The sequence below is a fragment of the Microbacterium sp. NPDC086615 genome (genome assembly GCF_040686055.1).
Classification (GTDB): Bacteria; Actinomycetota; Actinomycetes; order Actinomycetales; family Microbacteriaceae; genus Microbacterium.
Genome location: NZ_JBFBJJ010000011.1, coordinates 46,380 through 69,111, shown reverse-complemented (window position 1 = coordinate 69,111; position 22,732 = coordinate 46,380). Strand labels below are relative to the sequence as shown.

Sequence of the window (22,732 nt, the reverse complement as noted above, 5' to 3'; positions counted from 1 at the left end):
ACATTCATCCGATGACTGAGACATATTTACCGCGCGCCGCCCGCGCCCTCGCGGCTTGGCATCGTGCTCCTTGCCATAGAAACCGCTTCCTAGCCCGTCATTGGTGGCGAAATCAAGACATATGACCACCTGTGGTGCATGATGGATGCGAGAGTCATCTGATCTTTAGGAGAGTCAATGTTGACAGCAGCCTACGTGGGCGATCACACGATCGACGTCCGGCAGGCAGATGCCACCCCTCCCGGTCCCGGCCAGGTGCAGATCCGCGTGGCCTACACCGGCCTCTGCGGGACGGACCTGCACATCCTGCACGGCTCGATGGACGCGCGGGTGCAGACGCCGCTCGTCTTCGGTCACGAGATGAGCGGCACGATCGCTTCCCTCGGCGAGGGCGTCGAAGGATGGGAGGTCGGCGACGGGGTCACCGTGATGCCGCTCGCGTGGGACGGAACCTGCCCCGCCTGCCGCGCCGGCAACCAGCACATCTGTCAGAACCTCGATTTCATCGGCATCGACTCCCCCGGCTCGCTCCAGGGGCTGTGGAACGTGCCGGTCGAGACGCTCGTGCGTCTGCCGGAGGGGATCGCACTGGATCACGCCGCCCTCGTCGAGCCCATCGCCGTCGCCGTGCACGACGTGCGCCGCGCCGAGCTCGCGCCCGGCGACAAGGCCGTGGTCATCGGCGGTGGCCCGATCGGCGTCCTCATCGCGTGCGTCGCCCGCCATGTCGGCGCCGAGGTGCTCGTGATCGAGCTCGACGAGAAGCGCCGCGCGCAGATCGAGGAGCTCGGCTTCGCCACCCTCGATCCCCGCGAGCGCGACCAGGTCGCCGTGGTCGAGGAATGGACCGGGGGCGCGGGCGCCGACGTCGTGTTCGAGGTCTCGGGAGCGGCTGCCGCCGTTCGCGGTGCCACGGGCCTGGCGAAGGTGCGCGGCACCATCGTGGTCGTCGCCATCCATCCGACTCCGCGTGAGATCGACCTGCAGCGGATGTTCTGGCGCGAGCTGCGCCTGCTCGGCGCGCGCGTCTACCAACGTCCCGACTTCGAGACCGCCGTCGAGCTCGTCGCCGGCGGTGTGATCCCCACCGATCTGCTCATCACCCGCATCGTGCCGCTCAGCGCCACCGCCGAGGCCTTCGCCGACCTCGAGGCCGGCCGCGCGATGAAGATCCTCGTCGACGTGGGAGGCCAGGCATGAGCGGGCTGTTCTCCCTCGAAGGCACGACCGCCGTCGTCACGGGCGCCCGACGCGGGATCGGCTTCGCGATGGCGCTCGGCCTCGCCGAGGCGGGGGCCGACATCATCGGGGTCAGTGCCTCGCAATCGACGTCGGGCAGCGAGATCGAACGCGCGGTGACGGCCACCGGTCGCTCCTTCACCGGAATCGCGTGCGACTTCGGCGACCCGTCGGCGGTCGACGCGCTGGCGGCGGAGCTTTCCGGACGCCATATCGACATCCTCGTCAACAACGCCGGCACGATCGAGCGCGCCCCCGCCGCCGTCCACCCTCTCGACGCATGGGACCGCGTGCTGCAGATCAACCTGAGCAGCCAGTTCCGGCTCACGCAGGCCGTGGCGCAGCAGATGCTCGAACGCGGTCGGGGCAAGATCATCTTCACCGCTTCGCTGCTCAGCTTCCAGGGCGGCATCAACGTCCCCGGCTACACGGCGGCCAAGTCGGGCATCGCCGGGCTCACGAAGGCCCTCGCGAACGAGTGGGCGTCGAAGGGCGTCAACGTCAATGCGATCGCGCCGGGCTACATCGCCACCGACAACACCGAGGCCCTGCGCGCCGACAGCGCCCGCTCGACTGCCATCCTCGACCGCATCCCGGCGGGGCGCTGGGGCGAGGCATCCGATCTCGCCGGGGCGACGGTGTTCCTCGCCTCCCGCGCCTCGGACTACGTGTCGGGCATCACGCTCCCGGTCGATGGAGGATGGCTCGGACGATGACGGACTCTTCACGATCGTTGACCGAACGCATCAACACCGTCGGTATCGTCCCGGTCGTGGTGCTCGACGACGCCGACCGCGCGTACGACCTGGCCCTCGCCCTCCGCGACGGGGGCGTCGGCTGTGCGGAGTTCACCCTCCGCACGCCCGCCGGTCTCGCCGCGATCGCCGCGACAGCGGGCATCGAGGGATTCCTCGCGGGCGCGGGCACCGTCCTGACCACGGAGCAAGCGGATGCCGCGATCGACGCGGGCGCGACCTTCGCCGTCACGCCGGGGTACGACCCCGCGATCGCCGACCGGCTGCGCGCCGGCGGCGTCGCGGTCGTGCCGGGAGTGGCCACGCCCACCGAGGTCCAGCGGGCCCTGTCCGACGGGTTCACGGACGTGAAGGTCTTCCCCGCCGGGCACCTCGGGGGCGCGAGCTACCTCGATGCCCTGCACGGACCGTTCCCCGGTATGCGATTCGTGCCGAGCGGCGGCGTCTCGCCCGACAGTCTCGGCGACTACCTCCGTCGTCCGTGGGTGCTCGCGGCGAGCGGCAGCTGGATGGTTCCGCGCGACGCGATCGCGCGCGGCGATTTCGACGCGATCGCGGCGGCAGCCGCCGACTGCGCCCGCATCCGCGACGACGCACGGTCCGCCCGATGAGCCGCGTCGTCACGCTCGGCGAGAGCATGGGGCTCGTCCTCGGTGCCGGTGTCGGGGGCTGGGAGCACCAGTCGCAGGCGCACGTCGCGACCGGCGGGGCCGAGGGGAACACCGCGATCGGACTCGCCCGCCTCGGGATCCCCGTGACGTGGCTCGGCCGCGTCGGCGATGACGCTCTGGGGCGTCGCGTGGTGGGAGACCTGCGTTCGGAGGGCGTCGAGGTCCGAGCCCTGGTCGACACCGGCGCGCCCACCGGTCTCATGCTCAAGTCGACGCCGCGCGCGGGGGCCACGACCGTCGACTACTACCGCCGCGGCAGCGCGGGGAGCCGTCTCGAGGCCGCCGACCTCGACGGGCTTCCCCTCTCCGCCGGCGACATCCTGCACGTGACCGGTGTCACGCTCGCCCTGTCGGAGTCGGCGCGCGACGCCGTGGTCGTCGCGGTCGACCGTGCTCGCGCAGCCGGCGCCCTGGTGTCGTTCGCCGTGAACCACCGCAGCCGTCTCTGGGCCCACGCCGAGGCCGTCGCCGCGTACGCGCACGTGATCGCCCGCGCCGACATCGTCTTCGCGAGCGACGACGAAGCCCGGATGCTGCACGCGCACACGGCTCCGGAAGACCTCGCCCGCGCGCTGGCCGCGGCCGGTCCCGCCGAGGCCGTCGTCACCCTCGGCGGCGACGGGGCCGTCGCGGTCGTCGACGGCGACCTCCATCGCGTGGCCGCCGTCCCGATCACCCCCGTCGACACCGTCGGCGCCGGTGACGCGTTCGCCGCCGGATACCTGTCCGAGCGCCTCCTCGGCGGCGACGCCGCGACCCGCCTGCGCACGGCATCGCTGGCCGGCGCGTACGCCTGCCTGCATCCCGGCGACTGGCAGGGCGGCATCCGACGATCCGAGCTCGACGGCGCGGCATCCGCCGACCCCGTCACCCGCTGAACCATCCACCCCAAGGAGAACCCATGACCTTCGCTCGACTCGGTGACCCCGGCGCCGAGATCCCCGTCCTGCGCCACGACGGTGCCGTGTACGACCTGCGGCCGCTGACCGCCGACATCGACGGGGCGTTCCTCGCCGCCGACGGTCTGGCCCGCGCGCGTGCCGCGGCCGCACGCGGCGAGCTGACACCGCTCGCCGATGCCGACGCCCTCCGTGTCGGAGCGCCGATCGCCGCCCCGGGCAAGATCGTGTGCATCGGGCTGAACTACCACGACCACGCGGCCGAGACAGGTGCCGCGGTGCCCGCCGAGCCGGTCGTCTTCATGAAAGACCCCTCGACCATCGTCGGCCCCTTCGACGACGTGCTCATTCCGCGCGGATCGACGAAGACGGACTGGGAGGTCGAGCTCGGGGTCGTGATCGGCTCGACCGCGCGGTACCTGTCCTCCCCCGACGAGGCGCTCGCCCACGTGGCGGGATACGTCGTCTCGCACGACGTCTCCGAGCGCGAGTTCCAGCTCGAGCGCGGCGGCCAGTGGGATAAGGGCAAGAGCTGCGAGACGTTCAACCCCCTCGGACCCGACCTGGTGCCGGCATCCGACATCGAAGACCCGCAGGCTCTCGGCCTGCGCCTCTCGGTGAACGGGGTCGTCCGCCAGAACGGCTCGACGTCCGCGCAGATCTTCTCCGTCGCGTACGTCGTCTGGTACCTGTCGCAGTTCATGGTGCTGCGCCCGGGCGACCTGGTGAACACGGGGACCCCCGCGGGCGTGGCCATGGGGCTCCCGGACATGCCCTATCTTCGGGCCGGCGACGTGGTGGAACTCGAGATCGACGGTCTCGGCCGCGCACGTCAGACGATGGTGCAGGCATGAGCGCCGACGAGTTCGACGGTCTGTCCGTCGTCGTGACCGGGGGAGCCTCGGGCATCGGCCTGGCGACGGCGCACGCCTTCGCCGCGCGGGGTGCCCGGGTGGCGGTGCTCGATCTGGTCACCGACCATCTCGACGAGGGCCTGACGGGATTCGGGGCGGACGTGACCGACCGGGATTCCGTGGATGCCGCCCTGGCCGCCGTCGCGAACCGGTTCGGCGGCGTCGACGTGCTGGTGAACAGCGCGGGTGTGAGCTGCGTGGGAACCGTCGAGGAGGCGACCGAGGCCGACTGGGACCGCGTGCTGAACATCAACGTGCGCGGGACCGCCCGCGCGAGCGCCGCAGCACTCCCGTACCTCAAGCGCTCGGAGCGCGCGTCGATCGTCAACGTGTGCTCGATCGGGGCGCTCAACGGCCTCCCCCAGCGCGCCGTCTACAACGCCTCGAAGGGAGCGATCCTCTCGCTCACCTACGCGATGGCGACCGACCATGTGCGCGAGGGCGTGCGGGTCAACTGCGTCAGCCCGGGTACGGTCTCGACCCCGTTCGTGGAGCGGATGCTGCAGAACTTCCCCGACCCGGTCGCCGAGCGGGCCGCCCTCGATGCCCGCCAGGCGACGGGCCGCATGGTCACGCCCGACGAGGTCGCCGGGGCGATCCTGTACCTCGCGAGCCCGCTGTCGGGGTCGACCACGGGCACGGCCCTCGAGGTCGACGGCGGCGTGACGCACCTCCGGGTGCGCCCGCAGTAGTCCGCGGTCCGGGGCGGGGCGCCGCGGCGGCTCAGTCCGTCGGTGCCCCGCCCCGACCGCTTCACTGCCGGTGGCTGAGCCGCGCACCACCGCCCCAGCACAGGTGGCTGAGCCCGTCGAAGCCACCGGACCCCGCCCCCACCCCCGCAACACAGGTGGCTGAGCCCGTCGAAGCCACCGGGCCGTTGCCCAGCGGCCCGCGCGCGTCACGCCACGACGAGCTGCGCGGCGAGCAGCAGCGCCGCCAGCATCGTCAGCTGGAACACCGCCCGCCCCGGCGATCGCACGAACACCATGACCACCGCGGCGACCGCGACCGCCGCCACCGCCACGAAGAAGACGAGGCCCAGGGCCGTGGCATCCGTGCCCCGAAGCACCGCGATCGCGCCGGCGAGGATCCCGCACGCGGCCAGGACCACCGAGGCGCGCGCCCCGAGACGGTGCGGGAGTCCCCGCACCCCGGTGCGGCGGTCGTCGTCGAGGTCGCGCACGACGTTGGTGAGGTGGACGGCTGCTCCGAGCGCCGCCCCGGCGACGGACGCCCAGGGCGCCGCGAGCGCCGGAGGGACGGTCGACAGCGTCGCGAACGAGGGGAAGAGCCCGAAGCTCAGCACGAAGGGCGCGATCGAGAACGGCGTCGACTTCAGCCCGGCGTTGTAGGCCCAGGCCGAGCCGAGCGCGATGGCGTGCGCCGCGACGAGCCCCGGGCCCAGCGGCACCGAGAGTCCCACGGCGAGGATCGCGGATGCCACGGCCACCGCGAGCGCACGCTCCGGGGTGACCGCTCCCCCGGCGATGGGCTTGTCGGTGCGGCCGACGGCCGCGTCACGCGCCCCGTCGATCGCGTCGTTGGAGAGCCCCACCGAGACCTGACCCGCGAAGACGGCCACCACGAGCAGCGCGAGCCGCGCCGGCTCGACGCCCGCCGCGATCCCGAGCGCGAGGGAGAGGACGGTGACCACGAGCGTGGGACCGGGATGGGTCGCGCCCCAGAGGGCCCGCACGAGGTGCGGCTTCGCCGCGGCATCCGTCATTCGTCGACGCTATCGTGCGGCGAGGGCGGTCGGCGCGGCGTGCCGTCGTGCGGAGTTTTCACCCGGCGCGCCGTGCCGTCGCGCGGAGTCGGGGCGCGGCGCGCCGGTCCCGAGCCCGCGGCGCCGGCGTGTCGCCGCCGAGGTCCGCGCGACGGTACACGTCCTGCCACTTTCGTCATCCACGAGGTCTCCCGGCCACCCGTGCCGTCGCGCGGAGTTCTCGCCCGACACGCCGATCCCGAGACCGCTCCCCCGGCGTGCCGCTCACGAACTCCGCGCGACGGCACACGTCCGGCACAGCCGCGACACGGCCACAGGCCTCCCCGGCCACCCGTCCCCGCGTACCGTCGTGCGGAGCCCCTCCCCGACACGCCGCCACCCCACACCCCCACCCGGCGTGTCGCCGACGAACTCCGCCCGACGGCACACGTCCCGGCACGACCGCGACGGGGGAACGACGGAACCCGGATGCCATGGCATCCGGGTTCCGAAACCGAGACGACGCGACCCTCAGGCGGATTCGAAGCCCTCACGCTGCGTGTTCTCGTCGGCGACGCGGACGCCCCAGCGGTAGGCGAGCTTGCCGCCGAGCCAGCCGGAGACGCCGAGACCGAGAGAGGCCACCGCGCTCAGAGCGAAGGCGACGACCGGCACGCGTCCGAGGTCGAGCAGACGCACGAGCAGACCGAGCGAGAACAGCACCATGGCGGTGACGTTGAGCACCAGGTGCGCGAGCGCGGTCCGGCGAGCGGGGGTCCCGGGAGGGATCCGCGACAGGTCGAGCAGCCCGAGCACCGACGCGACGCCCGCTCCCCCGAGACCGATCCCGATGAGCCAGCGCGAGCCCGTCGCGAAAGCCCGAGGGTCGTCGGCGGCGAGCCCGAGCAGATCGAACACCAGGCTCGACGACCACGCCCCGATGGGGATGGTCACCGCCACGGGGTGGAACGGGTGCCCGTAGGGTCCCGCGACGATCGCCCGGGGAACCTTGGCCGCGCGCATCGCGGGGAAGCTCGCTCCGCTCCGCGGCGCCGAGACCGTCGAGGGCCCCGGCGCCGCGGCATCCGTCCCGCTCATTCCTTGTGCAGCGCGTCCTGGGCGCGACCGACGAGCTTCTCGACCGTGTTCGGCAGCTCGGTGGTGCCGTAGAAGCGCACGTCGGGCTTGGTGGGCGGGGGCATCGGCACGCCCGCGGGCGGCTCCGGCAGGTAGGTGAACTCGCCCTTGCCGTCGGGGGTCGGGCCCGAGGCCCAGGTACCGTCTCCGGCCTGCTTCCCGTCGCTGAAATTGATGTACTGGTACGACACGTCGCGATCCTCCTTGTCGAGGGGGAAGTTGCTCGGCACCGGGAGCTTCTCGAGCCCCTCGGCCTGCAGTTCGGCGGCGGCCGCTGCCCACTGGTTCTGGTGCATGGTGTCGCGTGCGAGCAGGAACGCGAGCAGGTCCTTCACGCCGTGGTCATCGGTCTGGTGGTAGAGCCGCGCGACCTGCACGCGCCCCTGCATCTCGGCGTTCGCGTTGGCGGTGAAGTCGGCGAGGAGGTTGCCGCTCGCGGTGATGAAGCTGCCCTGCCACGGGTTGCCGTTCGAATCGACCGGGCGCGCACCGGCACCGGCGACGATCCCGTGCTGGATGTCGGTGCCGCCGATGACCGCGGCGACCGTGGGATCGTTCTGCACGGCCTCCTCGGTGATGCCGAGCGGGGCCTTCTCGAGCAGCTGGGCGATCATGATCGCGAGCATCTCGACGTGGCCCATCTCCTCGGCGCCGATGCCGAACACGAGGTCGCGGTACTTGCCGGGCATGTGCATGTTCCACGCCTGGAACTGGTACTGCATCGCGACCGAGATCTCGCCGTACTGCCCGCCCAGCACCTCCTGGAGCTTGCGGGCGTAGACCGCGTCGGGCTTCTCGGGGGTCGCGGAGTGCTGGAGCTCTTGCCGGTGGAAGTACATCGTCTCTCCTCACCGCGCCGTGGGGGGATGGTCGGTCGGTCGACCGGGGTGGCGCGTTGGGGGCTACGAAACGGGTCGCTCGACGGGTTCGGCACGGGGGTTGTCGTCGGCCACGGAGTGCGTGACAATCGCGCACCCGAGGTCTTGGCACTCTCACCCCGAGAGTGCTAATCTGGTCGCAGTTGAGCGAACACGACTCAACTTCAACGGACAGATCGAAAAGGAGTATCGACATGGCCACCTACGACCCCTTCCGCGACCTCGACCGCCTCGCGTCGACCCTTCTCGACGCTCGCCGCGGCGGCGGACCGCGACGGATGCCGATGGACCTCTACCGCGATGGTGACCACTACGTCCTCGCCGCCGACCTCCCGGGCGTCGACCCGGGATCGGTCGACATCGACGTCGACGGTCAGCTGCTCACGATCCGCGCCGAACGCACGCTCTCCTCGGGCGAAGGCGTGAAGTGGATCACCCGCGAGCGCGAGACGGCCTCGTTCGTGCGGCAGCTCAACCTCGGCCAGGGCATCGACACCGACAACATCAGCGCGTCGTACCGCAACGGCGTGCTCAGCGTCACGATCCCGGTCAGCGAGAAGGCGAAGCCGCGCCGCATCGCCGTCTCGACCGACGACCACGACGGCGTCATCGAAGCGCACGAGAGCACCCCGCAGCTCATCGAGCAGTGAGTCGCACCACGAGGGGGCCGGCCTTCCGGGGCCGGCCCCCTCGCCGTCTGCGCGCGGTGCATGGGCGCAACCGTGAAGGTAGGCGACGGGCGCGCCCCGCCGTGCGCGCGGGGCGAACGCCGCGTGCGCGGAGGGCACGGCCGGTCGTGCCCGCGCTCGGTGTCAAGGCCCTCGGCGCAGCGCGCTGACCGCCGCAGAGTGCCGAGGTGTCTGTCACCATCCCCTCCCCCCTGAGCCCCCCGGACGATCGCGCCGTCGCGCCCGCCCTGCCCTTCCGTCCGCGCGGCCCGGTCAGCGCCGCCGTGCTCGACCACCTCGTCCACGGTGCCGTCACGGCCCACACGGCTCTCGCCGACGCCGCCGTCGCGGCATCCGTCGACATCGAACGCGACGAGGATCTGCAGCTGGCCCTGTTCGCGCTGTACGCGTCGTCGTACGGATCCATCCCCGCCTTCCGCGACGACCTGGAGTGGAACCCGAGCCTCATCGCCACGCGCCGCGTGATCGAGACGGCTTTCGATCTCTCGCTGCGGCGAAGCGTCGAGGTTCCCGCGCTTCCGGCGGCGACAGCGGATGCCGTGGCCCGCGCGCTCTTCACGATGACCGGCGCCGACACCGGCCCGAGCCTGTCGCGCCACCTCGCTCGGAAGGCGACCCTCGACCAGGCGCGCGAGTTCCTCGTCCAGCGCACGATCTACACGCTCCGGGAAGCGGACCCGCATTCGTGGGCGATCCCGCGGTTGACCGGGCGCCCGAAGGCGGCGCTCGTCGAGATCCAGTCCGACGAGTACGGCGGCGGCCGCCCGGACCGCGTGCACGCGACCCTCTTCGCCCGCGCGGTCCGCGCCGCAGGCCTGGATGCCGAGTACGGAGCGTACATCGACGAGGTGCCAGCCGTGACCCTCGCATCGCACAACGCCATGTCGATGTTCGGCCTCAATCGGCGCCTGCTGGGCGCGATCGTCGGGCATCTCGCCGCGTTCGAGATGACCTCGTCCATCCCCAACCGTCTCTACGCCGAGGGGCTACGTCGGCTCGGGTTCGACGACGACGTCTGCGAGTACTTCGACGAGCACGTCGAAGCGGATGCGGTGCACGAACAGATCGCCGGACACGACCTGGCCGGCGCCCTCGCCGAAGACCGCCCCGACCTGCTCGCCGACATCCTGTTCGGCGCGGCGGTGTGCCTCGAGGTCGATGCGCGGGTGGGCCGGCACATGCTCGACGCCTGGTCGCGGGGCGAATCGTCGTTGCGTGAAGAGGATGCACGATGAGCGACGACCCCGTCACCATCACCGCCTACCCCGACGGTCCGCTCCTCGTCCGCGGGGACGCCGAGATCCGCACGAGCGAGGGCGAGCCCGTCGCCCGAACCCGGCGCACGGTGGCGCTCTGCCGCTGCGGCCTGTCGACGATCAAGCCCTACTGCGACGGCACCCACAAGGCATCCGGGTTCCGCACCGACGACTGAGCCGTGCGCGTCGACGCCGAGTACGTGCTGCCGCTGCGGTGGCACGACGACCGCGACCTCGACGAGCTGACCGCCTATCTGCGCGACCTGTCGCGGTGGATCGACGTGACCGTGGTCGACGGTTCCGCGCCGGCGTTCTTCCGCGCGCACGCCCGCGCGTGGGGAGGGCACGTGCGCCACGTGCCGCCCGCCGTCGAGAGCGGGGCGAACGGCAAGGTGCGCGGCGTGCTGAGTGGTCTTGCCCTCGCGCGCCACGAGATCGTCGTCCTCGCCGATGACGACGTGCGCCACACGCCCGACACCCTCGCGGCCCTCGTGACGGAGCTTCAGGATGCCGACCTGGTCAAGCCGCAGAACGTCTTCGTCCCGTGCCCCTGGCACGCCCGTTGGGACACGGCGCGGTCGCTGGTGAACCGCGCCCTCGGAGCCGACTACCCCGGGACGTATGGGCTCCGCCGGTCCGCCCTGCCCCGCGGATACGACCCCGACGCCCTGTTCGAGAACTGCGAGATGGAGCGCACCGTGCGCGCAGGCGGAGGGCGAGTACGCGCGCGGCGCGACCTTTTCGTGCCCCGACGACCTCCGTCCGCGCGCCGGTTCTGGTCGCAGCGCGTCCGCCAGGCGTACGACAGTCATGCCCAGCCGGTGCGGCTCATGGCCGAGCTGGCGATCATCCCCGTCGTGTGGCGCCTGCGTCGGCGGCGCGGCATCCTGGCCTTCCTCACCCTCGCGGTGATCGGGTTCGGGGAACTCGGCCGCCGTCGCGCGGGCGGTGAGGCCGTCTACCCACGGTCCGCGGCGCTGTGGGTGCCGGTCTGGGCCATCGAGCGCGGCCTCTGCAGCTGGGCGGCCGTCGGACTCCGGCTCCGCGGCGGCATGCCTTACGCCGGCGCACGCCTCCGGCTGGCGGCGACACCGTTGCGGACGCTGCGTCTCCGGATGACCGACGCCGCGGCCCGCCCCCGGCGCGAGCGAAACTCCTGAGAAACGCGGCACAGCGGCCGGGTACGGGGGCTCCTCCCCACGGACCCAAAAGAAACTCAGGAGTTTCGCCCCGCGCCGCCCCGCCGCAGGAACCGGGGGCGAAGCGGGCTCGTCAGAGGTCTTCGGGAGCGAGGTCGCCCTGGCCTTCCTCACCGAGCTCGACGATGCCGGGGTCTTCACCCTGCGAGTCGGTTCCGGTCGACTCCGGGTGGATGTCCTCGAGCGGGATGTCGCTGTCGTCCGCGGGGATCTCGGCCGGGTCGGCACCGGTGGCCGTCGCGGGGTTGATGTCCTCGGGGTCGACACCGGCATCGACGGCCGTCGTGGCATCCCACTCGGCCTGCGCGGGGTCGAGCGCGGGGTCGGGCTCGATGGAGGTGTCGCCGTCGCGCAGGGGCTGGGCACCCGAGAGACCGCCGTCGGAGTCGGTGACGGGGACGTCGGGGGTGGACGGGTCGATCGAGGCGTCGCTCATGAGAGGTCCTTTCGTTTGAACCCCTTCATCCCATCGCGGGCGACGCGCACCGCCCCGCCCCTTGACAGCGCCACGGGCAGGACGAGGACTACGGGGAAAACTACCTAGGCCGGCCCACCCGACGACGCGAAAGTGCGGGAACTCGTACGCAAAGCGGCCGTCCTTCGGCGCGCGCCGGGCCTCGTGGAGCTCGCGAGCGGCTTCGATGACACGGACACAGCAGCGGGATGGCCCGCGGAGAGGGATACGTGGGCAAGTTCATCTACGAGAGCGGCGTTCGCAACGAGTTCGAGGACCGCCTCCTGGCGCACCTCCAGGTCGTGATCGGCAACAAGCTGCGGCGGGGTGAGCCGTTCTACTTCGTGTGGAAGGACGACATCAGCACGGGCGGCGGGCGCACCGCGGTGTGGCTCCACCCCCGAGCGAACCTCGTGTTCAAGTTCAACGGCGGACGTCCGCCGGCGGTGAACCGCGCGTGGCTCGAAGCGCTGATGTCGACGGCGAACTCCCCCACCGGTCTGTACGTCGTGCCGGAACCCGCGGACGACAGCCTCCCCGCCGCCACCTTCGCGTAAGCGCGTCACCCACCACGGCTGTCAAGGCGCTGGCGCGGGTCCACGACATGACGTTGCGTGAGGGCATGACGAATCCCCGCATAGTCGTGGTCGGCGGCGGCAACGCCGGACTGTCGGTCGCCGGGCGCCTGCACCGCGCCGGTCTGGCCGACATCACGGTCATCGAACCGCGGACGCTCCACGTCTTCGCTCCCCTGCAGTCGCACATCGCCGGCGGGGCTGCCCGCGCCTCGGAGGCCGCGCGGCCCCAGGCCGACGTCATCCCTCCGGGGGTGCGGTGGCTGCGCGACGAGGTCTTCACGGTGGATGCCGACACCCGGCGAGTCCACCTCGTCTCGGGCGGGCGAGTCGATTACGACCAGCTCGTGGTCTGCGCCGGGATGCGCATGGCGTGGGAACAGGTCCCCGGCCTGCCCGAGGCGATGGCCGCCGACTCCGGCATCTCGAACTACGACTACGCGCTGGCCGCGAAGGCCTCCGCGGTCCTGCGCGATCTCCGGTCGGGGACCGTGGTGTTCACGCAACCGCCCGAGCCGGCCTCGTGCGGCGCGGCCGCGCAGAAGCCCATGTACCTTGCGTGCGACTGGTGGCGCGCGATCGGCGTCCGCGACGACATCCGCGTCGTCTTCGTGTGTCCCGACCCCGTGCCCTTCGGCATCCCGGCGATCGATCGCGAGCTGCGGCGCAAACTCGACGAGTACGGCATCGAGGTGCGCTACAGCCGTGACCTTCGATCCGTGGATGCCGAGACCCGCACGCTCACGATCGGCCGCGGCGACGCGGAGGAGACGCTGGAGTACGACGTGCTGCACGCCGTGCCTCCTCAGCGGGCGCCCGAGTGGATCGCGGGCAGTGGACTCGCGGCATCCGATGATCCGCACGGGTTCGTCGACGTCGATCCCGAGACGCTGCAGCACTCGCGGCATCCCGAGATCTGGGCCGTCGGCGACGCGGCGGCGGTCGCCACCCGGCGCTCGGGAGGAGCGATCCGCCAGCAGGCCAAGGCGCTCGTGAAGAACCTGCGCGCCGTTCTGGAGGGACGCGCGCCCACCCAGAAGTACAACGGGTACAGCGTGGTGCCGTTCACGGTGTCGCGCGGCACGGTCGTGTTCGCGGAGTTCGACCGGTGGGGCCGGCTGCAGCCGACGATCCCGTTCTGGCGCTCGCTGTACCGGGAGCGTTACCTGTCCTGGATCGCCGACCGCCGGGTGCTGCCCTGGGTGTACTGGCACCTGATCCTGCGGGGGCGTGCCTGACGCGGGGCTCCCGGCGGTTCCGCCCCGGCGCGTCGGGGCGTTCGCACGCGCGACCGCGCAGCGCCGAAACGACACGCGCGCCGCACGCACGCGCGACACCCAGGCGTGCCGACCCGGCGCCCGAGGCGCACGCATAAACGCGATCCGCGACCATAAACGCGCTCTGCTCGCGTTTCTGCGCGCGAATCGCGTTTATGACGCGGCCCCCACGCCATCGCGGCCGCGCCCGAACGCCTCCGCCGCCGCGCCCGAACGCCTCCGCCGCCGCGGCGCCCGCGCACTGTCGCCACGGCGCCCGCGCGTATAGGTCATCCGTGCCGATCCCTCAACCCCGGGGGCACGTCGGCCACGACGGCCGAAGACTGGAACAGCCCCGGCAACCACACGAAAGAGGACACCATGGCACAGGTCATCGAAACCATCGACGTCAACGTTCCCGTCCGCGTCGCGTACAACCAGTGGACGCAGTTCGAGGAGTTCCCGCACTTCATGAGCTTCGTGGAGTCCATCACGCAGAAGAGCGACACCCTCACGCACTGGAAGGTGAAGATCGCCGGGGCCGAGCGCGAGTTCGACGCCGAGATCACCGAGCAGCACCCCGACGAGCGGGTCGCGTGGAACAGCATCGGCGGAGACGAGAACCACGCCGGCGTCGTGACCTTCCACCGCCTGTCGGACGACGAGACGCGTGTCACGGTTCAGATCGACTGGGCGCCGACGGGCGTGCTCGAGAAGCTCGGCGCGGTCTTCGGCGCCGACGACCACTCGGTGAAGAAGGACCTCGAGAACTTCAAGGAGTACATCGAGTCGCGCGGTGCCGAGTCCGGCGCCTGGCGCGGCGACGTCAGCTGACGCGTCCCCTGAACGACAAGCCGGGCCCGCCTTCACGAGCGGGCCCGGCTTTCGTCATGCGCGGGTCACCACTGCGGGTGGATCTCGGCGCGCAGTCGGCGGTCATACACGTCGCGGACGAGGGCGTCGAACGAGTCGAGGTCGAAGCCGCCCTCGAGCAGCTGGGCGGCCTGCGCGTTCGCCGTAGCCTGCGACACCGAGCGTGCGCCCGGGATCACCGACGTGACACCCTCGCGCGACGCGATCCACGCGAGCGTCGCCGCGGGCAGCGTCACGCCTTCGGGGAGGGATGCCTTGAGCTCGTCGGCCGCGGCAACGCCCTCGTCGAACGGGACACCCGAGAACGTCTCGCCCTTGTCGAACGCCTCACCGTTGCGGTTGTACGAGCGGTGGTCGTTCTCGGCGAAGGTCGTGGATCGCGAATACTTGCCCGACAGCAGCCCACTCGCCAGCGGCACGCGCGCGAACACGGCGACGTTCTTCTCGGCCGCGAGCGGCAGCACCTCGTCGAGGGGCTTGAGACGGAACGGGTTGAAGATGATCTGCAGGTTGGTGAGGTTCGGGCGGGTCAGGGCCGACAACGCCTGGTCCATCGTCTCGACCGAGGCGCCGTACGCCGCGATAACCCCTTCGGACACGAGCTGGTCGAGGGCCTCCCACGTGGCGTCGTCGTCGATCACCGCCGACGGCGGGCAGTGGAGCTGCACGAGGTCGAGGGTCTCGGTGTCGAGCAGGCGGCGCGAACGGTCGAGCCAGCCGCGGAAAATCTCCATCACGTAGTTCTCGGGCACCTGGTCTTCGCGGCGACCCATCTTGGTGGCGACGGTGATGTCGTCGGCATCCCGGCTCTTCAGGAAACTCCCGATGATCTGCTCGGACCGGCCGTCGCCGTAGACGTCGGCGGTGTCGAAGAGCGTGACGCCGGCCTCGGCCGAGGCCGCCAGCACGGCCCGCGCATCGTCTTCGCTGACGTCTCCCCAGTCGGCACCGAGTTGCCAGGTGCCGAGACCGATCGCCGAGACCTCGCGGCCGGTGCGGGAGAGGGGGCGCTGCTGCATGGGGTGTCCTTTCGACGCTGTTCTCGAGCCTAGCCAGCGCTCCCGACATCGGGGCCGGGGATGCCAGCACTCTGGCGATGCACGTCAACCCCGGCGCCGATGTCGGACCCCGCACCTAACGTGGCCGCACGCCCCACGGAAGGATCGACCATGAGCACCCCCACCCCCGAGAATCTCCCCGGTGCCGATCACGATGACACCGTCGCCGACTCCGACGGTCTCGCCGCCGACGTACCCGCGGGCGGCGCCGGAGCCGACAGCGGCGCGGTCGCCGCGACCGAGATCGACCCCGACGACGACGCGCGCGTGCAGAACGTGTCGAGCCAGAACGACCTGCCCGGGGTCGGAACGCGCGCGGCCGACGGCGGTATGGAGCGCGGCACCGACGACGCCCGCGGTGACAGCGGCTCGACCTCGCGCCACCATGAGGACACGACGGCCGAGGAGCCCGTGAACGGCACGGATCCGGAGCCGCACGTCGACGGCGACGATCCGATCGCGAAGTATCAGCCCGGCGTGGGCCGCGACTCCGCTGCCTCGAGCCGCATCGCCCAGAACCTCCCGGATCCCGACGACGCCTGACCGGCGGGGTCCGAGGCGGGCTCCGAGGCGGGCGTGGTCACCCGTCGGATGGCCGGAGCCCCGCCCGCCGCGCGCGCCACCCGAGCAGCACGTCAAGCACCACGAAGGCGGCGAGCGGGTAGCCGACCAGCGGAAGCACCAGTCCGATGAGCACGGCGCCGACGAGAACAGCCCCGACGCCCCACCAGGGAGCCCCACGAAGAGCGCCCCGCGCGGGAGCGGCGGCGAATCCGCGCGTCGGCCGACGCTTCCACCACATCGCGTATCCGAGCACGACGAGGGTCGTGATCGCGGCCGCGAGGGCGAACAGGGCGAGTTGGTTCACCAGACCGAACATCGTGCCCATGTGCAGATCGATGCCCCACCGCGAGAGCTTCGCGAGCAGCGGGAAGTCCGCGAAGTCGACGCGATCGACGACCTGCATGGTCGTGCCGTCGATCGCCACGGCATCCACCTCGGTCGGAAAGCTCCGGTGGACCTCCTGCACGACCCACGCGGTGCCCGGGACGCTCGGTGGGCGGATCTCGACGTCGCCGGTGTCGACGTTGATGCGCTCCGCGGTCGCCAGCACCGCATCGAACGTCGTGGAGTCCGCAGCCCCCGTCGGCGCAGTGGGCATGGCGCCCAGGTGCTCCGCGTGGTCCCCGCCGGCGTCGGCGGCACCGTGCAGCGAGGTGTCAAGAGCGGGCGTTCCCCCGCCGATCGCCGCGCGCAGGTCCGTCACGTTCGCGCCCGCGAAGGTCGACCATGTGATCCCGGTGGCCGAGAGGAATATCGCCCCGAGGACGACCCAGATCCCGACCGCCGAGTGCCAGCCCGACAGGCGACGGTACCCGCGGTGCGACCGGTTGGGGCGGAGCAGATCGCGGCGCCCGCGGCGGCTGCGTACGAAGCGCCCGATCCACAGTCCGAGTCCCGCGAGCGCGACGATTCCGAGCCAGGATGCCGCGAGCTCGCTGTACCAGCGGCCCGGGGCGCCGAGGTGCAGCGATCGGTGCAGATCGCTGATCCAGTGACGCACCGGGAGCGCGCCGCTCGTGCCGTAGACGGGGAGATTGCCGCGGATCTCGGCCGTGGCGGGGTCGACGAAGATCGCTCGCGTGGTGCTCTCGGGCAGCGTCTCATCGGTGAACATCACGCGTGTGGTGGCGCCGGGCTCGGGCGCGGGTCGCACGGCGACGGGCGAGGCACCGGAACCGACGTAGGCTTCGGCGGCCTCGATCTGGTCGGCCAACGGCATCCCAACCAGGGTCGAGGTCGCGGTGAGCTCGTGGGAGTACACCATCTTCTCGATCGTGGGTGTGAGGGCGTACAGCCCGCCGCTCACCGCCGCGACGAGGATGAACGGCCCCACGAGGATCCCCGCGAAGAAGTGCACCCTCCGCAGCAACGCCGTGAACCATCCCTTGCGGACGGCACCGGATGCCGCGCCTCCGGCGCCGCGACCAGGTTGGGTGTCCAGAACACCCGGGCCCGCGGCCCCGGCGTTCCGGGTTTCTTGGGCACTCGCCGGGGAGGGGGAGGCGCCTGACACGGGTGCGCCGCCCGAGGCGGAAAGACCACCGGGTCGGTGAGGCGTCATCGCGAGACCCCCTCTCCGGATGGATGGGACAACAACTCGTCGTGGGCGGATGCCGGGACGGCCGCGACGGCGCGGAGGCGGATCATGGGGTTCTCTCTTTCGGCGATGCCGAGCGCGCCGCGACGGCGCGGGTTCAGCGCACAGCGCTGCCCACGCGCACGGGCGACCGTACGGCACGACGGACACGGGCGTCCCTGAGGACGCGAATCCCCGCCGTGCGCGTGCACGACGGGCCGGTCGCGGCGGGTGCCGAGCGCTGAGGAGCGTCAGACACCGGATGCCGACGACCGAACGCCCCGCGACGGATCACGCGGGGCGGGCGTCAGTGTGCGCCGAGGGGCGGGCCGCGTCGCCGAGAGCTCGCGGCCAGCAGGACCGAGACGGATCGCACGTCGGCGACGATCTCGGCGAGGACGCGACGCGCCGGAACCGGCCCGGGCGCGACGGTGAGGATGTGCACCCGCGCGCGCAGCCAGCCGGCCAGGCGGAGGGCGAGCTCGCGCAGGTGCGCGACGGTCCGCTCGCCGCGGTGCAGGGCGGCGGTGGTCAACGCGGCGGCGACGACGACGTGCCAGCCCCACATCGTGGCATCCGGAGCCATCGTCATCATCACGGCATCCGCACCGAGGGCGGGCACCGCGTCTGTTCCTCCGTGGACGTGACCGGCGGAGGCTCCCGGACCGAAGCTGCCGAGGACGAAGAGCGTGTGGAACAGCACCTGGCTGATGCCGACCGCAAAGCCCAGACGTAAAGCCGAGAGGCGACGACCGGCGAGCACCGTGCACGCGACGAACGACAGCGCGAGAGGGACGAGGATGCCCACCGCGCCGGGCAGGGCTCCCCCGGCGGTCACGTGCGAGAGCAGAGCGATGAACGTCGCCACCGCGGCAGCCACGGCTCCGCGCACGACGCGCGTTCCTCGTTCCTGCCGTCGCATGACAGCCATTGTGTCAGGCGGGCGCGGGGCCGACCGCCGCCATCACCGCGCGAACAGCGCGATCCCGACGCCCAGGAGCGCCACGACGGCGGCCACGGAGCCGTAGAGCACGAGAGCCCTCCGTCCTCCGCCTTTCCACGGCCGGTCCTTCATCGGCAGCACCGGAGGAGCCCCGGATGCCATGGCATCGGTGCCGTCCGCCTCCTCGACGGCCTCGCGGACGGCCGCCACGACGCCCAGCGCCCGCCGCCACACGCGCGGGTCCCCCACGGCGAGTTGCCGCGGACTGTAGAGAAACAGCCAGCCCTCGACGATCTCGAGGTCGAACGGCAGCTCGGCGTCGTCGAGGAGCTCGAGGATGTCAGGACGCAGGATGCCACGGGCCCAGTCCACCGCCCGAGTATCGACGTGAACCTCGGTACCGTTCCCGAGCGTGAGCGTCACCACGGCGGTCGGCGTCGACGGCAGGAGCCGGATCGCCCGCGCGCTCGCCGTCTCGACGAGGAGGGCCGGCGCGGGGCGCGACAGACGGACGGCGGCGTATCCCCACGCCGAGCTCATGACGTTGAGCTCGATCGCGTACTGGAACGCGGAGTTGGCGATCTCGATCTCGGGGTCGCCCGGGAACCGCACGATCCGGCCCGCACCCTGCATCTGACGCGGACGGCCGGCGGCGTCGCGGAAGACCACACCCGGCAACGGTTGGTCGAGGACGAGGGGCCAGAACTGCGCGCCGTTCGCCTCGGCGAACAGACGCACGGCCTCGGACTCCTCGCGATCGCCGTACCCGTCGCGCAATTGCAGGAGGGGGGCCACATCGAGCGGTTTCGCCATGCGTCTCATTCTGTCGACAGCGGACACGGGCGGTACGCCCCCTAGGCTGAGTCCGACCCAGGAGGATGCCGTGCCCCGACCCCGTGTCGTCATCGCCGGAGCGAGTGGTTTCGTCGGCCGAGCTCTGGCATCCGCGTTCCGTGACGAGGGATACGACCTCGACACGATCGGCCGGACGGGCACCGCGACCTGGGGAGACCAACCGGCCATCGATCGCCTCGTCGACGGCGCGGACGTGCTCATCAACCTCGCGGGCAAGATCGTGTCGTGCCGGTACACCGACGCGGCACGCGACGAGATCCTGCGTTCACGGGTCGAGACGACGAGGGCGTTGCACCGCGCGGTGCGCACGGCAGCCCGTCCGCCCCGCGTGTGGTTCAACGCGTCCACCGCCACGATCTACCGCCACGAGACGGAGCGGGGGAACGACGAACGCGACGGGGTCATCGGCGACGGATTCTCGGTCGACGTGGCGACCTCGTGGGAGCAGACGTTCTTCGACGGCGACCTCCCCGCGACCCGCCGCATCGCGCTGCGCATGGCGATCGTCCTCGGTGACGGACCGGCGACACGCATGCTGTTCGCGCTCGGGCGCCTCGGACTCGGCGGAGCGCAGATCGACAGCTGGTGGTTCCCGCACCGCCGCTACCGAGGGATCGGCGCGCATCCGACCGGGCCGGTCTGGTCGAACTGGCACCGGACGTCGGGCCGCCAGCGCTTCAGCTGGATCCACATCGACGACGTGGTGGCATCCGTCCGGTTCCTCCGCGATCGCGACGATCTCGAGGGACCGGTCAACCTGGCGGCGCCCGGCGTCAGCGACAACCGCACGCTCATGCGCGAGATCCGGCGCGTCGCGGGGCGGAGGATCGGCCTCAGCGCCTACCGGTGGATGCTCGACCCCGCGATGGCGGTGCTGCGCAACGAACCCGAGCTGGTGCTGAAGAGCCGGTGGGCCGTGCCGCGCGTCCTCACCGAGGCCGGCTTCCGCTTCCGGCATCCGGAGCTGGGTCCGGCTCTGGATGCCGTGGCCTCGGTGCATCGCCCGCGCGCACGCGACCTCTTCTCGGCGTGACGGACGGCGCGTGACGAAGCGCCCGCCCGAGCAGATCGGGCGGGCGGACGAGTCGGTCAGGCGTTTCGACGGATGAAGCGCATGAGGGCCGCGATCACACCCACGATGAGGATGATGATCCCGATCCACAGGAGGAACTTCACGGCCTCGACGAAGACGCCGAGGAACAGCAGGACGAGTCCGACGATGATGAGGATGATGGCGAGAGCTGGCATATCTCCACTCTGTCCCGCCGACCCCCTCGGGCGACCGCCCTTGACACGAGGCCGATAGGCCGTCGTGTCAAGGCCGGGCGGCCTCGCGGAGTCGGGTCTACGGTCGAGAGCATCACGACGGCGGGAGACCCAACGATGAGCGAACGCGACACCACAGGCCGTGGAACCGGACCCGACGAAGGCGAGTACACCGACGTGCAACTCCCCGGCCGCGAGCGCGACCACGGCAGTTCCGATCTGCCCGGCGAGTACGTCGATCGGGAGAATGCGGACGGTACCGAATCGCGGCCACGAGCCGACGAAGCCGGCGCCTACACCGATGTCGAGCTTCCGTCGGGGAAAGAGGACCGCGAGGACCTCGAGAACCCCGGCGAGTACACCGACCGCGACCGCTGAACGGTTCAGCGATCGAGGACCACCTGTGGATCCACGCGGTAGGCCTCGCGGTACGCCTGGGCGAAGCGCCCCGGAACGGTGAAGCCCCAGCGGGCTGCGACCTGGGCGACCGTGGTGACCGCGGCGTCGGACGCGACGAGATCGGCGTGGGCGGCGCTGATACGCGCCGCGGCGAGGTACGCCTCGGGGGTCGGCGCCAGCTGGCCATTCGCCGCGAAGGCGCGCCGCAGCCCCTCGGTCGAGGCCCCCACCGCGGCGGCGGCGTCGTCGATCGTGATGGGCAGCGAAGCGTGATCGTCCAGCCATGCGGTCGCCGAGGCGTATATCGCCGCCTGCTCGATCGCCGAAGCGCGCCGCTCACGCGGATCGCCCACGAGGGCGAACGCCTCGAGGGTGGCGGCGGCGAGGGAACGGTACACGTGGGCACGTACGAGCGGTTCCGCCATCAACGGCGTCTGGGTCAGCGACCAACACAGGGTGGCCAGCCAGTACTCGCGCATCCGGCGCGAGACGGGTGCCGTCCCCTCGAACCGGACGGTGAGCATCTCATCGCCGTAGATCATGCGCGCCGTCTCGGTGAGCCGGGCAGCATCGAAGGCGGCGAGCTGCAGCCTCGTCGATTGCGGGCGGCCTGTCAACTCCTGGCCCGGTTGCACGATTCCCGGCTCGACGCTGTACTCCCCGGCATCCGATCCGATGCTCCAGGCGTATCCGGGCGTGGAGGTCGCCACGAAGAAGCGATCGGCCTCGTAGATGACTTCGGCACGACAGTCCCAGTCGAGGTAGCGCAACGAGAACGCCCCATCCCCGATCGCGTGCTCGGCGAACGACGCGTCATCGGCCTGGACGTCGACGTGCCCGTACTGAGCCTGCAGCCACGCCAGCGTGTCGGCGACGTCGTCGGTGCGGACGCGGGTATCGAAGAAGTCGTTCATTGGTGGCCACAGCCATCGTAGTTAACCCCGTGACCCCGGACCGTTGTCATCTCCGCCCTTTTTGTTCACCTCTCCCCCGGAAAGCGATCATGACCGCCAGCCCCCGTATCCGCCCCATCACTCCCGACGACGCCGGAGAGGTGCTCACGATCCAGCGCGCGGCCTTCGCGAGCGAGGCGCTCATCTACGGCGACCCCGACATGCCGCCGCTGACCCAGACGTTGGAGGAACTCCGCGCCGAGCTCGTCGAGAACCTCGGCTGCGTCGCGGTGTCGGATCACCGCATCGTCGGTGCCGTACGCGCGCGGCGGGACGGCGACCTGCTCCTGATCGGGCGTCTCGCGATCGCGCCCGACCAGCAGGGCGAGGGACTCGGGACGCTCTTGCTCGGTGCCGTCGAGGAACGCGGGCGTGAGGCCGGCGCGAGTGAGGCCGAGCTCTTCACGGGCGGCCTCAGCGAGGCGAATCAGTGCCTGTACGAGCGCGAGGGGTATCACCGCACCGAGGAGACGGCCGACGGCGAGATCTTCTACCGGAAGCGGCTCATCTGACCGGGGCCGCCCAGGTCCCTGAGCTCGTCGAAGGGACCGGAGGCTTCGACAAGCTCAACCACCTCCCCACCACAGGTCCCTGAGCTCGTCGAAGGGACCGGAGGCT

The 22,732-nt window shown here is 71.4% G+C and carries 27 protein-coding genes; 17 read left to right on the top strand and 10 right to left on the bottom strand.

Translation table 11 applies throughout. The features are described from left to right. The first annotated feature begins 177 nt into the window (after positions 1–177). The 6 genes from AB0O24_RS12345 to AB0O24_RS12320 are packed head-to-tail and all read left to right on the top strand — an operon-like array spanning position 178 to position 5,170. Complete coding sequence (locus AB0O24_RS12345; protein ID WP_363375241.1) at positions 178–1,200, top strand: alcohol dehydrogenase catalytic domain-containing protein; 1,023 nt, start codon at positions 178–180, stop codon at positions 1,198–1,200. Next, the gene (locus AB0O24_RS12340) at positions 1,197–1,955 is read left to right on the top strand and encodes an SDR family oxidoreductase (RefSeq protein WP_275800576.1); all 759 of its coding nucleotides are present in this window, start codon (positions 1,197–1,199) and stop codon (positions 1,953–1,955) included. Before AB0O24_RS12345 ends, AB0O24_RS12340 begins: the two co-directional genes overlap by 4 nt. Next, positions 1,952–2,605, top strand: a complete 654-nt coding sequence (gene eda / locus AB0O24_RS12335; protein ID WP_275800574.1) for a bifunctional 4-hydroxy-2-oxoglutarate aldolase/2-dehydro-3-deoxy-phosphogluconate aldolase — start codon at positions 1,952–1,954, stop codon at positions 2,603–2,605. The genes AB0O24_RS12340 and eda overlap by 4 nt, the downstream gene beginning before the upstream one ends. Further along, the gene (locus AB0O24_RS12330) at positions 2,602–3,543 is read left to right on the top strand and encodes a sugar kinase (RefSeq protein WP_275800573.1); all 942 of its coding nucleotides are present in this window, start codon (positions 2,602–2,604) and stop codon (positions 3,541–3,543) included. The genes eda and AB0O24_RS12330 overlap by 4 nt, the downstream gene beginning before the upstream one ends. A gap of 23 nt (positions 3,544–3,566) precedes the next feature. After that, positions 3,567–4,418 (top strand): fumarylacetoacetate hydrolase family protein, encoded by an 852-nt coding sequence (locus tag AB0O24_RS12325; protein ID WP_363375238.1) that lies wholly within the window; start codon positions 3,567–3,569, stop codon positions 4,416–4,418. Further along, complete coding sequence (locus AB0O24_RS12320) at positions 4,415–5,170, top strand: SDR family oxidoreductase (protein WP_363375235.1); 756 nt, start codon at positions 4,415–4,417, stop codon at positions 5,168–5,170. Before AB0O24_RS12325 ends, AB0O24_RS12320 begins: the two co-directional genes overlap by 4 nt. Positions 5,171–5,376: 206 nt before the next feature. Here AB0O24_RS12320 and AB0O24_RS12315 read toward each other — a convergent pair whose 3' ends face one another. The 3 genes from AB0O24_RS12315 to AB0O24_RS12305 form a co-directional block, all read right to left on the bottom strand. Then, positions 5,377–6,204 carry a UbiA family prenyltransferase gene (locus AB0O24_RS12315; RefSeq protein WP_275800596.1) on the bottom strand — a complete coding sequence of 276 codons (828 nt, stop codon included), beginning with the start codon at positions 6,202–6,204 and terminating at the stop codon, positions 5,377–5,379. Positions 6,205–6,714: 510 nt separating this feature from the next. Next, positions 6,715–7,281, bottom strand: a complete 567-nt coding sequence (locus AB0O24_RS12310; RefSeq protein WP_363375232.1) for a DUF2231 domain-containing protein — start codon at positions 7,279–7,281, stop codon at positions 6,715–6,717. Then, positions 7,278–8,159, bottom strand: coding sequence for a manganese catalase family protein (locus tag AB0O24_RS12305; protein WP_363375229.1), 882 nt, complete (start codon positions 8,157–8,159; stop codon positions 7,278–7,280). Before AB0O24_RS12305 ends, AB0O24_RS12310 begins: the two co-directional genes overlap by 4 nt. A 233-nt stretch (positions 8,160–8,392) precedes the next feature. On the opposite strand from AB0O24_RS12305, the gene AB0O24_RS12300 reads away from it, so the two are divergent. The 4 genes from AB0O24_RS12300 (at position 8,393) to AB0O24_RS12285 (ending at position 11,303) form a co-directional block, all read left to right on the top strand. After that, positions 8,393–8,848: an Hsp20/alpha crystallin family protein gene (locus AB0O24_RS12300; RefSeq protein ID WP_058615312.1), complete on the top strand. Its 456-nt coding sequence runs from the start codon at positions 8,393–8,395 to the stop codon at positions 8,846–8,848. A 302-nt stretch (positions 8,849–9,150) separates the two neighbouring features. Further along, positions 9,151–10,122, top strand: coding sequence for an iron-containing redox enzyme family protein (locus AB0O24_RS12295; protein ID WP_275796006.1), 972 nt, complete (start codon positions 9,151–9,153; stop codon positions 10,120–10,122). Next, positions 10,119–10,319: a CDGSH iron-sulfur domain-containing protein gene (locus AB0O24_RS12290; protein WP_307385398.1), complete on the top strand. Its 201-nt coding sequence runs from the start codon at positions 10,119–10,121 to the stop codon at positions 10,317–10,319. The genes AB0O24_RS12295 and AB0O24_RS12290 overlap by 4 nt, the downstream gene beginning before the upstream one ends. A 3-nt stretch (positions 10,320–10,322) precedes the next feature. After that, complete coding sequence (locus AB0O24_RS12285; protein ID WP_363375226.1) at positions 10,323–11,303, top strand: glycosyltransferase family 2 protein; 981 nt, start codon at positions 10,323–10,325, stop codon at positions 11,301–11,303. Between the two features lie 112 nt (positions 11,304–11,415). On the opposite strand, the gene AB0O24_RS12280 is transcribed toward AB0O24_RS12285, so the two are convergent. Continuing rightward, on the bottom strand, positions 11,416–11,778 hold the full coding sequence (locus tag AB0O24_RS12280) for a sugar ABC transporter ATPase (RefSeq protein WP_363375223.1): 363 nt from the start codon (positions 11,776–11,778) through the stop codon (positions 11,416–11,418). 248 nt (positions 11,779–12,026) lie between these two features. Between AB0O24_RS12280 and AB0O24_RS12275 the strand changes: the two genes are divergently transcribed. From AB0O24_RS12275 to AB0O24_RS12265, 3 genes are all read left to right on the top strand, one after another. Next, positions 12,027–12,353, top strand: a complete 327-nt coding sequence (locus AB0O24_RS12275) for an ATP-dependent DNA ligase (RefSeq protein ID WP_363375337.1) — start codon at positions 12,027–12,029, stop codon at positions 12,351–12,353. A gap of 65 nt (positions 12,354–12,418) precedes the next feature. After that, on the top strand, positions 12,419–13,609 hold the full coding sequence (locus AB0O24_RS12270) for an FAD-dependent oxidoreductase (RefSeq protein ID WP_275796004.1): 1,191 nt from the start codon (positions 12,419–12,421) through the stop codon (positions 13,607–13,609). Between the two features lie 399 nt (positions 13,610–14,008). Further along, entirely contained in the window at positions 14,009–14,461 is a 453-nt protein-coding gene (locus tag AB0O24_RS12265; protein WP_058629416.1) for an SRPBCC family protein, read from the top strand. A gap of 65 nt (positions 14,462–14,526) precedes the next feature. On the opposite strand, the gene AB0O24_RS12260 is transcribed toward AB0O24_RS12265, so the two are convergent. Continuing rightward, positions 14,527–15,519, bottom strand: coding sequence for an aldo/keto reductase (locus AB0O24_RS12260; RefSeq protein WP_363375219.1), 993 nt, complete (start codon positions 15,517–15,519; stop codon positions 14,527–14,529). Positions 15,520–15,669: 150 nt separating this feature from the next. Here AB0O24_RS12260 and AB0O24_RS12255 point away from each other — a divergent pair, with 150 nt between their 5' ends. Beyond that, on the top strand, positions 15,670–16,101 hold the full coding sequence (locus AB0O24_RS12255; protein ID WP_363375216.1) for a hypothetical protein: 432 nt from the start codon (positions 15,670–15,672) through the stop codon (positions 16,099–16,101). A gap of 37 nt (positions 16,102–16,138) precedes the next feature. Here AB0O24_RS12255 and AB0O24_RS12250 read toward each other — a convergent pair whose 3' ends face one another. The 3 genes from AB0O24_RS12250 to AB0O24_RS12240 form a co-directional block, all read right to left on the bottom strand. Beyond that, the gene (locus AB0O24_RS12250) at positions 16,139–17,635 is read right to left on the bottom strand and encodes a PepSY domain-containing protein (RefSeq protein WP_363375213.1); all 1,497 of its coding nucleotides are present in this window, start codon (positions 17,633–17,635) and stop codon (positions 16,139–16,141) included. 370 nt (positions 17,636–18,005) lie between these two features. Continuing rightward, positions 18,006–18,620, bottom strand: a complete 615-nt coding sequence (locus tag AB0O24_RS12245) for a hypothetical protein (RefSeq protein WP_363375210.1) — start codon at positions 18,618–18,620, stop codon at positions 18,006–18,008. Positions 18,621–18,662: 42 nt separating this feature from the next. Further along, positions 18,663–19,454 carry a hypothetical protein gene (locus AB0O24_RS12240; RefSeq protein WP_363375208.1) on the bottom strand — a complete coding sequence of 264 codons (792 nt, stop codon included), beginning with the start codon at positions 19,452–19,454 and terminating at the stop codon, positions 18,663–18,665. Positions 19,455–19,524: 70 nt separating this feature from the next. Here AB0O24_RS12240 and AB0O24_RS12235 point away from each other — a divergent pair, with 70 nt between their 5' ends. Next, positions 19,525–20,529 carry a DUF1731 domain-containing protein gene (locus AB0O24_RS12235; protein ID WP_275801429.1) on the top strand — a complete coding sequence of 335 codons (1,005 nt, stop codon included), beginning with the start codon at positions 19,525–19,527 and terminating at the stop codon, positions 20,527–20,529. A 56-nt stretch (positions 20,530–20,585) separates the two neighbouring features. Here the strand turns inward: AB0O24_RS12235 and AB0O24_RS12230 are convergent, their stop codons facing one another. After that, positions 20,586–20,744, bottom strand: a complete 159-nt coding sequence (locus tag AB0O24_RS12230) for a hypothetical protein (RefSeq protein WP_193751287.1) — start codon at positions 20,742–20,744, stop codon at positions 20,586–20,588. 135 nt (positions 20,745–20,879) lie between these two features. On the opposite strand from AB0O24_RS12230, the gene AB0O24_RS12225 reads away from it, so the two are divergent. Next, positions 20,880–21,140, top strand: coding sequence for a hypothetical protein (locus AB0O24_RS12225; protein ID WP_307385384.1), 261 nt, complete (start codon positions 20,880–20,882; stop codon positions 21,138–21,140). A 5-nt stretch (positions 21,141–21,145) separates the two neighbouring features. Here AB0O24_RS12225 and AB0O24_RS12220 read toward each other — a convergent pair whose 3' ends face one another. Next, on the bottom strand, positions 21,146–22,075 hold the full coding sequence (locus AB0O24_RS12220; RefSeq protein WP_363375205.1) for a helix-turn-helix domain-containing protein: 930 nt from the start codon (positions 22,073–22,075) through the stop codon (positions 21,146–21,148). An 89-nt stretch (positions 22,076–22,164) separates the two neighbouring features. Between AB0O24_RS12220 and AB0O24_RS12215 the strand changes: the two genes are divergently transcribed. After that, a complete protein-coding gene (locus AB0O24_RS12215; RefSeq protein WP_363375202.1) occupies positions 22,165–22,626 on the top strand; it encodes a GNAT family N-acetyltransferase in 462 nt (153 codons plus the stop codon). The last annotated feature ends 106 nt before the right edge of the window (positions 22,627–22,732 follow it).